Here is a 13,675-nt window from a genome sequence, read left to right as displayed (position 1 = left end):
CTATTTTATGAAAACAGCTTATTATAAAAAACTAAATTCAGAAGAAATCAAAAGCTTTGGTAAGGAATTAGAATCTTTGCGAGAAGAAGTTCTTAGCAAAGTGGGAGAAGAGGATGCGGCTTATATTCGTCGCATTCATAGCCTTGCCCGTTATAATGAGATTTTAGGTAGACTTTTAATCCATTTTAGTCTCGATCCGCTTACCTGGATGGGTGGAGTTGGAATGTTATCCCTTTCTAAAATTCTGGATAACATGGAAATCGGTCATAATGTAATGCACGGACAATTTGACTGGATGAATGAACCTTCTTTACACTCCAAATACTTTGACTGGGATAATGCCTGTGACAGTGATCAATGGAAATATTCTCATAATTATATGCACCATACCTTTACTAACGTAATCGGAAAAGATCATGATTTCGGCTATGGATTTATGCGACTTTCCAAAGAAAGGGAATGGAATCCTTCCCACCTTTTACAACCTATAACCAACTTTTTTCTGGCTCTCAGCTTTCAATGGGGAGTTGGAAGGCATGGCTATAATGTCGAGTTTTTTGAACTTCCCGAAGAAGAAAGAACCAAAATTGCTTTTAAAGAAAAACGGGAGAAGTTTTTGAAAAAAAGAGAGAAGATTGCGATTAAGGATTATCTTCTATTCCCCCTGTTAAGCGGTCCATTTTTTCCCAAGGTTTTACTCGGAAATCTTCTGGCAAATATGGCAAGAAATATCTGGGCTTATTCGGTTATATGGTGCGGTCATTTCACTGATAATGTGGAAACATTTACTGAAGAAGATATACTGAATGAAAATCGTGCAGAATGGTATCTCAGACAAATCAAAGGATCTTCTAATGTAGAAGGGAGCCAATTTTTCTACCTGATGTCCGGACATTTAAGCCACCAAATAGAACACCATCTTTTTCCTGATATTCCGGCGAATCGATATGAGGAAATTGCACCCCGTCTAAAAGAAATCTGTGAACGTTACGGTCAGCACTATAACACAGGTGGTTTTTGGAGTCAGTTCTCTCAAACCTGGAAACGAATTTTTGCCTATTCTCTTCCTGATAATTATGCAGAGAAAATTATGGCAGTATAGTCTTGACGTGATGAATTAGAGTTTTTAAATTCTGTGAAATTGACCCGGAGGTTATTATCAGGATTAAAATCTTTTCAGAACCTGAATCTGGTAGGCATAGAAAAAACAAATCTTCTCTGAGGAGATAATTTATCTGTATTTGCTTAGCTCATTTTTCCGGAAAAAAATCCGGAAAAATTGAGCGGATACTGCTTTTTATCCAGCAGGATAAAAAAAGCTTGAAAAATCTTTCTGTTTATTATGTATACTTCGCTATATGTGAACATTTCACTAAAGGAAGTAGGCCGCTATCTATGGCAATCAGCATTCACCTCTCAGGCTATCGGATTCATGAAACAATACATGAATCATCACTTACCTTGATTCTTCGTGCGACGAGGTTATCAGATAACAAAGAAGTTGTAATTAAAACTTTAAAAGAGAATCCGGCTCTATCGATGGAACAGGCTCGCTTAAAAAGAGAATATGAGATTATAAAGAAAGTTCAGGAGCCGGGTATTATTGAGATGTTTAGCCTGGATACTTATGGGCAGGGAAATATTGCTATTATCATGGAGTATTTTGCTGGTTCTGAGTCTATCGATAAATTGTTAAGAAAAGAGGAACATTTTTCTATCGAACAATTTTTTAGTATTTCTTTAGAACTCACTAAAATTCTTGGAAAGTCTCATAAAAAAAATATTATTCATAAAAATATTAATCCTCGTAATATTCTTTTTAATGCAAAAACTAATGAACTGAGACTCATTGATTTTGGAATCTCATCTGAGCTATCAAGAGAGAAACAAAGTCTGAATGTGACTGAGCGTCTCGAAGGCTCTCTTCCTTATATATCTCCTGAACAAACAGGTCGAATGAACAGGGAATTGGACTATCGAGCGGATTACTATTCGCTTGGAGTAACTTTGTTTGAAATACTTACAGGACAACTTCCTTTTCAAGCAAAGGATATAATGGGCTGGGTTTATTGCCATATCAGTAAAGAACCACAAAAACCTTCAGAACTCAATCCGGAGATTCCTGAAATGATTGAAGCTATCATTCTGAAGTTAATGGCAAAAAATGCAGAAGACCGCTATCAGAGTTCTTATGGCCTATTGAAAGACCTGGAGGAATGTCAGCAGCAATATTTAAGAACAACTAATATTGAGACTTTTCCATTAGGAAGATATGATATTTCTGAGAAGCTTCAAATTACACAGAAACTCTACGGTCGAGAGACAGAAGTTCAATTCCTTTTAAAAACATTTGAGAAAGTAGCCAATGGCAATTCCGAATTACTTCTTATTTCGGGCTATTCGGGAGTAGGGAAATCGGTACTGGTATATGAAGTTCATAAACTACTTGTTAAAGAACGTGGTTATTTTATTGAAGGTAAATTTGACCAATTTAAAGGAAATCGTCCGTATGAAGCGATTGCTCAGGCTTTTCGTCATCTTGCTCATCAGTTACTGACAGAGTCAAAGGAGGAACTAAACGCTTGGAAGGAAAAATTACTACAAAGCTTTGGACCTAACGGACAAATTGTTTTGGATATGATTCCTGACTTTGAACTTATCATAGGAAAGCAGCCGCCTCTTCAGGAACTTGGAGTTACGGAGAGCCAAAATCGTTTTAAAATCGTATTCCGCAATTTTATAAAAGTTTTTGCTAATGCAGAACATCCTCTGGTGTTATTTCTCGATGACCTGCAATGGAGTGATCTTCCTACTTTGAATCTTCTTAGGCACTGGATGGAGTCAGAGGATCTTTCCTACCTGTTAATTCTCGCTGCTTATCGTGATAATGAAGTGGGCCCTGTTCATCCCATGAGTCTCGCACTGGATGAAATTAAGAAAGTAAGGGAAATTCACACTTTGCTCTTAAAACCCCTAAATGAAGACAATGTAATCCAAATCGTATCTGATACTTTTTGGACTGATCGAAAAGTATGTATAGATTTAGGAAAGTTATTGTATCAGAAGACAGATGGAAATCCTTTTTTCGTAGGAAAACTGTTTAGAAAGTTGTATGCAGAAGAATCTATCTGGTTCAATATCGAGAAAGGATGTTGGGAATGGAACCTGGAAGAAATCAGGAAAATTGAAAGCAGCAGTAATGTTGTGGAATTCATGATTGAAGCCTTACGTAAATTTCCACTTGCAACGCAACGTGTATTACAATTGGCTGCTTGCATTGGTAATATCTTTGACTTGAAAACCCTTTCCCTCATTTATGAAAGAACATTAGAAGAAACAGATTTAGATTTATTTGTCGCTTTAAAATCCGGATTGGTTTCGCCGCTGAGTGAAGACTACAAATTTATTACACCAAATATTGGCTCTCGTAATCCTGAATACAAATTTCAACATGACCGGGTTCAACAGGCAGCTTATTCCCTGATAGAAGAGTCTCAACAACAAGAAGTTCACCTTACTATCGGTCGTTTGATGCTTAAGAGTTTGGATGAGTCAGAGCAGGAGGAAAAACTACTTGATATTCTCAGACATCTAAATGAAGGACGTAAGCTGATAAAAAAAGATAGCGAAAAAGAAAATTTAGCTTATTTGAATCTGAAAGCCGGAATTAAAGCCAGAGATGCTGCAGCCTATCAGCCCGCGTTGGAATATATAAAGATCGCGAGAGAAGTTCTAAGTGAAAACCCCTGGGAAACCAAATACAATTTGATATTGGCTATCAGTAAGGAATACTGTCAGTGTGCTTATTTAACAGGCAAAATAGAAGAAGCCGAAAGTCAAATTGAACTTATGCTTTCAAAAGTAAAGACCAACTTTGAGAGAGTAGAAATCTACTATTTACGCCAAAGCTATTACCTTGTATTGAGCAAAATTGAAGAATCCATTCAGGTCGGAATGAAAAGTTTATCTCTTTTGGGTATCGAGATACCTTTAAACCCAAATCCTCTATCAATCTTTTTGGAATTTCTTCTTGTAAAGCGAAATTTGGGAAAAAAGAAGATTTCAGACCTTATCAATCAAGATGAAATGATAGATGCTGAAAAAAGGTTAGTAATAAGGACTATGTCAGAAATGGCTCCTGCTATATATAATATGGGTAATGAAAATTTGGTTGTATTACTCAGTTTGAAAATGCTGAACCTGTCTCTTCGTTTTGGTAATTCAACCTACTCATCTTATTCGTATTTTGTGTATGGGAACTTTTTGACAAACTATAGCGGAAACCCGAAAGACGGTTACGAATTTGGAAAATTGGCTGTTGCCCTTAACGAAAAATACAGGGACAAGAGTTTTGAACCCAGAACTTTATTTACGTATAATTTTTTTATTCGTCCCTGGAATGAATACTGGAAAGAACTTACTCCAGGCTTTCAAAAGGCCATTGAGTCCGCTTATCAATCGGGAGATATGTTTTATTTGGCATATTCCAGTATTTTATTATATACCTGGAATCCCGGGATAAATTTGAAAGAGAAGCTTCAGTATTTATCCAAGAGTATTGCTATTTGTAAATCAACAAATTTCGATGTCGCAATAGATTCCAGTTTCATAACGTACCAAACGAATTTAAATTATTGTGGACTTACGAATGATCGTTTCTCTATGAATACAGATAGCTTTGATGAGATTGAATGTATGGAAAGAATGCGACAACGAAATGATATTTCAGGAATTACATACTATCACTTTTTCAAGTCCGATATCCTCTTTTTGTATGAAGAATATGGTGAATCACTAAATTATATAATTGAAGCGGAGAAGTATGAAAATGCAATAAAAGGCTGTCCTACGGAAGCAAGGTTGTGTACCATAAGCTTTTTCACTTGTATGGCTCTTTATAAGAAAGCCAAATTGATGGAAAAAAGAAAACTCAAGAAACGAATTCAAAAAAGATATAAGCAGATGAAAAAATGGGCAGATCATTGTCCTATTAACTTTCTTCATTTGCGTCTGGCTATGGACGCGGAACTTACAAGTCTTAGCAACAAACCTTTAAAAGCGGCAAAGTTGTATAGAGAAGCAGCCGAGAAAGCAAGGGAGGGAGAATGGCAACAGGATGAAGGGATGATCTTAATGCTGGCCGGTAATTTTTATAAGCAGATCGGACTTGAAGTCGAAGCTTCTTCTTATATATCAAAGGCTTATCTGGTATATGAAAACTGGGGCGCCAGTCGTAAATTGGAATTCTTAAGAGAAAACTACTCGGACTTACTTAACCAGAACAAATTTGAAGAACGAATTGATGAATATAACTCCTGCTCAACAAATACTTTGCTTGCATCGAAAGAAAGAAGTTTTAACACTTTTATAAGTGGAGATGAAATAAATTTGGATGTTGCTACAATTTCGAAAGCAGCACAAACTCTTTCCGGTGAAGTAGTATTAGAAAAACTTTTACAAAAACTTATGGATACAGTTTGCGAAAACGCAGGAGCGGAAAAAGGCTTTCTTTTATTAGTGGAAAGCTCGGGTGAAAGGATGTTTATCCAGGCAGAACGTAAGGAAAATGGTGAAACTATTCTTTTAAGCGGCCATTCCGTTGAGGATAATAAAAGTCTTTGTCTTGGAATTGTAAACTATGTAGAGCGCAGCAAAGAAGAAGTTGTATTAGCTGATGCTTGCAGAGAAGGAAATTTTACAGAGGATCCGTATATACAAGCCAAAAATATTAAATCGCTTTTATGTACAACCATCCTTAGTCAGAAACGCTTTTTGGGAATCTTATATCTCGAAAACAATAAAATAAGCGCTGCCTTTACTCCCAAGAGGTTGGAAGTTCTCAGAATTATTTCTTCACAGGCGGCTATCTCAATAGAAAATGCTTTTCTATATGAAAATTTGGAAAAGAAGGTCGAAGATAGAACAAGAGAACTTTCTGTCGCGCTGAAAAAAGTAGAGGAAGAGAGAATGGAATCTGAGAAGTTATTACTGAATATATTACCAAAAGAAGTTGCTAAGGAACTCAAAGAGCACGGTTATGCCGAACCTGTATATTATGAATCAGTATCTGTCATGTTTACTGATTTTAAAGGTTTTACAAAGATAGCTGAGAAAATGAGTCCGGAAGACCTGATACAGGAATTGGATGCTTCTTTTTATTTTTTCGATGATGTGGTGAAAAAATATAATCTGGAAAAAATAAAAACAATAGGTGATTCATACATGTGTGCCGGAGGACTTCCGCTGAAAAATAAAACATATGCTATTGATGCCTGTCTGGCAGCTTTGGAAATCCAATCGATCATGAATCAAACCAGGGAATTGAAAATGGAGATGGGACTTCCGTATTGGGAACTTCGCTTGGGAATTCATGTTGGACCGGTAGTAGCAGGAGTTGTAGGTAAGCACAAATTTTCTTATGATATCTGGGGTGATACGGTGAATACTGCATCGCGTATGGAATCTAATGGTGTCGCAGGTAAGATTAATATCAGTGAAGCTGCATACAATTTGGTTAAAGATTACTTTGATTGTGAATATAGAGGTAAGGTGAAGGTGAAGGGTAAAGGAGAGGTCGAAATGTATTATGTGAACGGATTAAAACAGGAATATATGAAAGGTAAAAGTGGAGTCATCCCCAACGATCTTTTTTGGAGCAAATACAAGGTAATTTAAAAACTATACCAATGTATTCTTTGAAAGCCTGAACTTTTCCTTTCTTTATCTACCGGCTCTATTTTTTTTGTCATCCAATCATATAGATAAATGCTATATTTACAGGCTATGTTTCCGCCTTCGTCTGCCATATAACAATCACCGGGTTCGGAAGCAATGTAGGCAAGTCTTTTTCCATCCGGTGAAAAAGTAAAATCATCTATTCCCTTATAACCTTCTCCAAAAATAAAGCCGGGCTTTTCTTTTCGTAAGGGAAGGTCGATTAGCTTTTCGATTGTTTTATTTTCATGAAGATAATAAAGTGTGGAGGGAGGATACTCATCCTCAGACATTTTGGCAAGATAAACAAGTTTTCCGTCTTTTGACCAGAGTATTTTTTTGATATAGGTAAGTCCCTTTTGGAAAAAGACTTCCTCTCCGGTATTTAAACGAATTACACGCAAAGAATAGGCGATAGTGCTTTTTTCTTTGTCATTATATTCGACTATTGCCATCTTTTTAGTATCCGGACTTATCGCATATTGTGTAATTCGTAAATCCTTAGAATTGTATACGAGTTCGGATTTGTTCTGTTTGAGATGATACTTATATATTTTGTGCTTATTTTTTAAGGGAGTATTTACAGAGGAAGATGATTTCGATAGCTCATACTTAATCAGGTAGGTAATTGTCTCTGCATCCATCCATTCGGGTTTGTCCTGATAAACCTCTGTATTGATTTCTTTAATCAAAGTATTATCAATTTTATATATACCAATCCTTGCATTCTTTGCATGTAGATACATTTTTTTATCGGGGCTTAGAATCGGAAGCGGGTAGGGAACGAAAATTCCCCTGTATCTCTTCTGCATTTCTTCTGGCATAAGAAGAGCTTTTTGGCTTTTCTTGGTGAGTAAAAATTCTCTATAAGAAAAATAATCTTTACCGAGATCGTCCGTATTTTTTAAATCCTGTAAGTTCGGTATATAGATTTTTTTTTCCTCAGGTGTGAAGAATACAAGAGGAGATTTGCGAGAAGGATGCTTACTATCTGTCATGAGTATAATATTTCCTGATTCGGGAAGGGGTTTTCTTGTATATTGTATCTGTTTTGTTTTTCCGCAGTCTTGAAAAATAAGTAAGATAGATAAAATAAGAAGTTTGTAATTCATGTATTTATCCTTATAAAATATAAAACTTTTCAATTTTCGGAGGAGGAGTTTTTACATCTTCTCCTAACATTTGCTTTAGATTGGCTTCTATAGTCATTGCTATGTTAGTTACAGGAATATCATGTGCTGTGTTTTCGAATGGATCCTGCATAGCAACTGCTGCTTTTTCTAACATAAAAAAGGGTGAACTTAATGCTGTAATTATAATAGCTTCTGTATAGCCAAAATAATCAATTAAACCAAAGGGTAATATAGCAACAAAGAGATAGAGTAGAGTTTGAACGAAAACCGAATAGATCCTCGGAAATATTGTTTTCTTTATCCGCTCACATTTGCCCATAGAATCACAGAGGCGAACAATGGTTTCTTCTATACAGATTTGTTGATAAGAATTAAACCAGCCTTTTTTACAGGCTTCTCGAATTTCTTCGGAATGCAAGAAAAGTATGGCGTTCGGAATATTCTCCTGTCCTTTAATTCGAGAAATAGGAAAATACTTTTCGAGCTTCTGAAGGTTTAGTTGATCGCGTAAAGAATCGCCGAGCGCATAGCACCAGGCAATTTGTCTGTAGGTAAAGTTTTTTTGAAATTCTAATAGCTCTGAATTTTTTTCAATAAGTGGAAGGTTTATTACCTGCCGAATTAAGCTTCTCGAATCGTTAATGATTGCTCCCCAGATTTTACGTGCTTCCCACCACCTGTCATAAGCATGATTGGTTCGAAATGCAAGAATGAGAGAAATTGTAGTGCCTATAAAAGAGGGCACTGCAATCGGAATGGACATGTTCCGAATATGGAAGTATTCATCTAATACTTCAATGATAATCGAATAGAGAATGATAAATATAAGCTCTAACCTGATTTTAAACAGGAGAAAGCGAAAAGGAATTCGTTTGTTTATAATCATTAAATATACCTTTTGTAACCTAGTGCCTGTAAGGAAGTCTTCAGGCAAGTTAAAAAAGCAATATCATTTTTTTCTTTAAAAATACTTGCAGTTTATTGATTCGGGGAAATAATGCATATAAAATGAAACAAAGAAAATATAAGCTGAAGCTAAATGCAAGAGCATTTATAATTCTTTTTCTTTTATTATCCTCGGTTTCTTTGTTTGCCAGAGAATTTGTTTACGTTTCAAGTCCGTCGGCCAAGCTAATGAAAGAACCAAAGATCGTAACAGACTCTTATTTTCCTATAAAAAAAGCGGAAAAACTTGAGATTATTCAGAAAGAAGGGGTGTTTTTTAAAGTAAGATATAAAGGAAAAGTTGGCTATGTTCCGAGAATGTTTACCCATACCCAAAAACCTCCTTTAAGCTATTATGAGCTTGATCCCGAAGGGTACCGCTACTGTTCCTCAGAAAAACGAAGTGAAGAATTTAATGCATCTTATGAGCCACAAAAAAAAGTAAGTGAAAATAAACCGGATACTCCCATAATCCCCTTTTATGAAAAACTATTGGGTATAGGGATTTACTCTGATATGGGTCTAAATTTAAAACCTGCAAACAAGTTTTTGCAATTTAATCTATTCTCGGGAAATTCGGCGGGAGTTTATGGATTCAATTCCGGTATATATAAGAATTTGGTTGATGGAGATATGGCTGGACTTCAATTCGGCTTCTGGAACTCGGTGAACCAGTCTGTTTATGGGGTTCAAGCAGGTGGTTTTAATGATTCAGGTAAAGGTGGTTACGGGTTACAATTTGGGTTTATAGGGAACATGATAACGAATGATTTTTGGGGAATGCAGATTGGAACTCTGAATAATTGGAATAAATCCGATACCTTGGCTCAGATATCGTTATTCAATAATACTGCAAGGGGAGCTATACTTCAGACTTCCATACTAAAGAATAGTTCGGAAGGCTCTTTTGTGCAATTTGCTTTTTTTTATAATATAGCGAAAAGGGAAAATTTCATCCTACAGACAGGTCTGTTTAATCGTGCAGATAAGAGTAAAATCCAATTAGGATTCTTTAATTATGCGGAGAGGAAAGCTTCTTTTCAGATAGGAATATTTAACATAGGTGATAATCAATACTCTTTTGCTGTAAGAGACGATGATAGCTTTTTTCAAATGGGAGTCTATAACTATGCCAGGAAAAATGTTTTTCTGCAACTCGGTCTCATAAATCACTCTTCAAGAAGTTCTATACCCTACCTGCCCTTTATTCGAATGAATCTCGAAGTTCTATTTTCAAAGGAGAAAAATCCATGAAACCATTCAGTATATTAGTATTTTTATCTATTCTAAACCCCATTTATCTTTATAGCTTTTGCGGTTTTTTTGTAGCTCAGGCTGATTCCAAACTATTCAATAATTCCTCCCGGGTAGTTCTTATCCGTAATGAACAAAAGACAACTATAGGAATGATGAATGATTATAAAGGTGATTTGAAGAATTTTGCCCTTGTTGTCCCGGTTCCCGAAGTAATAAAGAAAAGCCAGATAGAGACCAAAAAAGCCCTGCTCTTTGATAAGCTCGATGCCTATACTGCCCCGAGGTTGGTAGATTATTTTGATCCGAACCCCTGCCCTGATGTTTCAGCTAGAAGACGTGCAAGTCGCTTTTCTGAAACGGCTTCCGCCAGGGGGCTTACCGCAACAGAAGAGGCCCGAATAATGCCTGTTTATACCCCAAGAGAATTAGGTATTACGATTGAAGAGTCTTATACTGTAGGAGAATATGATATCGAAGTTCTATCCGCCAAGTATTCTTCTGGTCTCGAAACCTATCTTTTGCAGAATAAGTATAAAATTCCGGAAGGAGCCTCAAAAGCATTTAAACCCTATATCAAACAGGACATGAAATTCTTTGTAGCTAAGGTGAGTCTGGATACATTAAAAAAAGGAGATACTCAATTTTTAAGTCCATTATTCTTCCATTTCGAAACTCCTCGTTTTATGCTTCCGATTCGACTGGGGATGATAAACTCGGAAGGGGAGCAGGACCTATTTGTTTTTACTTTATCTCGAATCGGTAGAGTTGAGACGAAAAATTACAGAACCCGAAAACTTCCCTCGGATACAGAACTACCGGAATATATTGAAAATGATTTCCCGAATTTGTATAAAACTATTTTTAAAAGAATAGTAGAAAAAGATAAATTAGAGAATGTATATACTGAATATGTGTGGAATTTAAACCAGATCTGCGATCCCTGCACAGCCAGTCCGTATAGTAAGGATGATTTGGAAGAATTGGGTGTAGACTGGTTAAGTGCTTCTCCTGAAACCGGGTATCAATTATTATCTGATGATGTTTTTTTAACCAGACTTCACCTTCGTTACACAGAAAAAACATTCCCGGAAGATCTGGAGTTTCAAGAAACACCAGATAAGGACAACTTTCAAACCCGTTTTATTGTGCATCACCCTTACTCATGGCATGGTGATGAAGCTAAATGTGAATGTTTCAGAGAATATATGGAGAAACTGCAAAAGAGGAAGAAGTTCTGGACGGATAACTTGCATTCTTTAACCGGGATGAGTAAAGCAGAAATCACTGCGAAGATGAATGCTTATGTTCCCGATAGGAAAAAAAGAAATGAACGATTAGGGAAAATATGGACAGGAAGCTCTCCTTTTTTCCGTCCGGTTCCTATTCAATACTCAAACCGCTTTGAAGAGTGGTTTTTTAACCTGGGCAAATAATTTACTAAGAAATGGAATGCAGAGTTAAAACAGTAAAGAATATTTACGGATGAGCTTCCTGTATCCAATTCGAAGCGGTACCCGTCAGGGCAAAGTTATACAGAGTGCCGCTATAGGTTCCTGCTGTACTGTTATCGGGTACTGCTGTACCACTTCCCGTGTTGAAACGATAATAAGCCACAAGACCTGCTTCGTTACCAAGAGGAGGAGTGGTTTTTAAAGCTAAAATCTCAGCGCTTGATTTCTCCACATTCCAGATGCTTAAATCTTCAATTTTGCCGGTAAAAAATGTTTGGTAAATATTATTAATGAGTCCTCCACCGATAGAAGTATCAGTAGGAGAATTGGTATAATGTAAAGAATTTACTGTTCCCGAAAAATCTAATATTCCATTCACATACAAATCAACAGCATCATTGGCTCTTTTAACAACAGCAATGTGAATCCATGAAGCTGTATTAACGGTAGCCACTCCATCTACATAGGTTTTATTGAGGTTACTATTTCCAATGGCACAACGAACTTTTCCGAGATATACTTCAAGGGTAGTATAATTAGAAACTACCGGAGAACCCCAGGAGAAAATAATGCCTCCTGCGCTGGTTTTTATCCAGGCTGCAATCGTGAAGGTAGAAGAATTATAAGGAATCATTGTTGAAGTTGTAAGCCTATCATCAACACCATCAAAATCTAATACATAGTTTAATCCTTCTACTCCTATGTATAAAACAGTGGAAGCATTTCCACCTGAATTACTGGCAGTAACTGTATAGTTTAAGAGATTTGATATAACTGTAGGAGTTCCGCTGATCTGTCCTGTATTTGTATTGAAGCTTAAACCGGAAGGTAAGGCAGGTGTTATGGAATAGGATGTGGGAACACCTCCGCTTACCGTCGGACCTAAGGTAGTAATAGGGGCATTAATTGTGAAATAATGAGTATTCGATGTATAAGTAATTGCAGGTACTATGTCATTTACCGTTATGCTAAGGCTTGTACTGACAGACCCACTTGAGTTCATTCCTGTAATAGTAAAGGTTTGAGTGTTATTGATGCCGGATGGAATTCCACTGATCTGTCCTGTATTTGTATTGAAGCTTAAACCGGAAGGCAAGGCTGGAGATATTGAATAGGATGTTGGATTTCCTCCGGTAACAATAGGTGATAACGTTGTTATTGAACTATTCTTTGCAAAAGTGAAACTACTCGAATTATAAGAAAGACTTAAGGGTGGGTTTTCTATAGTAAAAACCGGATCTGTCTTGATGGCATCTGTCAAAACAGTAATACCCGATATAGATGTTGTTGCAGTCTCGGTCGTTGTGTTGGTTTCGACAGTAGTTTTTGCTTCTGCAATTGATTCGCTTTTGACCTCAGTTATTTTAATTTCTATTTGGATAGAGCCGCTGGTTGAAACTATAAGTTTTGTACTATCATTCCTTAATTCTTCTAAAGACTCTTTACTTGTATAGTTAGAAAGATCAATAGATATGGAACCCAGATCGGTTGAAGGAGTTTGAATCGATAAGCTGTGTTTTTTTCCGGAACTTAGAGCTAAGGTATAATTCCCACTTGCATCACTTATTGTTCCGGAGGCTACATCCGTGAAAGTTTCAGAACTGAGCAGGGTATTTTGTTGATTATCACAGGAATAAATCAGGAATCTGTCGGCTAATTCAGGGATAATCCTTTGGTGAACCAGACGTAGTTCATCCCCGGATTTAAGCCCGGAAAAAGTCGCTATGGCTTCGGACGCTGTATCCTCTTTTTTTCCATAGTATAATTTCAAACAGGAAGAGCCGGAGTTTAAATTCTTTGTCTTTAAAACCAGAAGACACATGAGTTTCCCTTTTCGGGTGTCGTAGTCTACACAACGAATTGAAGATAAATTTGTAGTTCTCTGAACTGAAGTCGAGGTACTCAGGGATTCTGAAGAAAGCGGAATGAGAGCATTCGGAACCGGGTTACCTTTGCTATCTTTTACGGTTCCCTGGATCGAAAGTTTAAGTTCAGTATGATTCGAGGCGGAATTATTAAAACTAAAAAGCCTGAGAATATTATCCTTTGAGGATGAGTTTGAAATGGAAACATTGCAGGCATGTAAAAAAATGGAAAAACCTAAAACGACTAAAGCCAATTTCTTCATGATGAATCCCCTTAAATATTAAAACAAACCAGACAGGCTGTTTTGTA

At 36.6% G+C, this 13,675-nt stretch carries 7 protein-coding genes; 4 read left to right on the top strand and 3 right to left on the bottom strand.

Annotated elements, in window-relative coordinates:
* Positions 1 to 7: 7 nt before the first annotated feature.
* Together H7A25_15375 and H7A25_15370 are read left to right on the top strand one after the other, a co-directional pair.
* Positions 8 to 1,102, top strand: coding sequence for an acyl-CoA desaturase (locus tag H7A25_15375; protein ID MCP5501280.1), 1,095 nt, complete (start codon positions 8 to 10; stop codon positions 1,100 to 1,102).
* A gap of 293 nt (positions 1,103 to 1,395) precedes the next feature.
* Positions 1,396 to 6,675 carry an AAA family ATPase gene (locus H7A25_15370; GenBank protein ID MCP5501279.1) on the top strand — a complete coding sequence of 1,760 codons (5,280 nt, stop codon included), beginning with the start codon at positions 1,396 to 1,398 and terminating at the stop codon, positions 6,673 to 6,675.
* On the opposite strand, the gene H7A25_15365 is transcribed toward H7A25_15370, so the two are convergent.
* Both H7A25_15365 and H7A25_15360 read right to left on the bottom strand, forming a co-directional pair.
* On the bottom strand, positions 6,672 to 7,826 hold the full coding sequence (locus H7A25_15365) for a PD40 domain-containing protein (protein MCP5501278.1): 1,155 nt from the start codon (positions 7,824 to 7,826) through the stop codon (positions 6,672 to 6,674). The genes H7A25_15370 and H7A25_15365 overlap by 4 nt on opposite strands.
* A gap of 10 nt (positions 7,827 to 7,836) precedes the next feature.
* Positions 7,837 to 8,733: a hypothetical protein gene (locus tag H7A25_15360; protein ID MCP5501277.1), complete on the bottom strand. Its 897-nt coding sequence runs from the start codon at positions 8,731 to 8,733 to the stop codon at positions 7,837 to 7,839.
* A 122-nt stretch (positions 8,734 to 8,855) separates the two neighbouring features.
* On the opposite strand from H7A25_15360, the gene H7A25_15355 reads away from it, so the two are divergent.
* Together H7A25_15355 and H7A25_15350 are read left to right on the top strand one after the other, a co-directional pair.
* The gene (locus H7A25_15355; protein ID MCP5501276.1) at positions 8,856 to 10,046 is read left to right on the top strand and encodes a hypothetical protein; all 1,191 of its coding nucleotides are present in this window, start codon (positions 8,856 to 8,858) and stop codon (positions 10,044 to 10,046) included.
* Positions 10,043 to 11,482, top strand: a complete 1,440-nt coding sequence (locus H7A25_15350) for a DUF2330 domain-containing protein (protein ID MCP5501275.1) — start codon at positions 10,043 to 10,045, stop codon at positions 11,480 to 11,482. Before H7A25_15355 ends, H7A25_15350 begins: the two co-directional genes overlap by 4 nt.
* A 43-nt stretch (positions 11,483 to 11,525) precedes the next feature.
* On the opposite strand, the gene H7A25_15345 is transcribed toward H7A25_15350, so the two are convergent.
* Positions 11,526 to 13,628, bottom strand: a complete 2,103-nt coding sequence (locus H7A25_15345; GenBank protein MCP5501274.1) for a putative Ig domain-containing protein — start codon at positions 13,626 to 13,628, stop codon at positions 11,526 to 11,528.
* Positions 13,629 to 13,675 lie beyond the last annotated feature (47 nt).

This window comes from Leptospiraceae bacterium, assembly GCA_024233835.1.
In the GTDB taxonomy this organism is placed as follows: Bacteria; Spirochaetota; Leptospiria; order Leptospirales; family Leptospiraceae; genus JACKPC01.
This window is presented reverse-complemented; position numbering and strand designations above follow the sequence as displayed.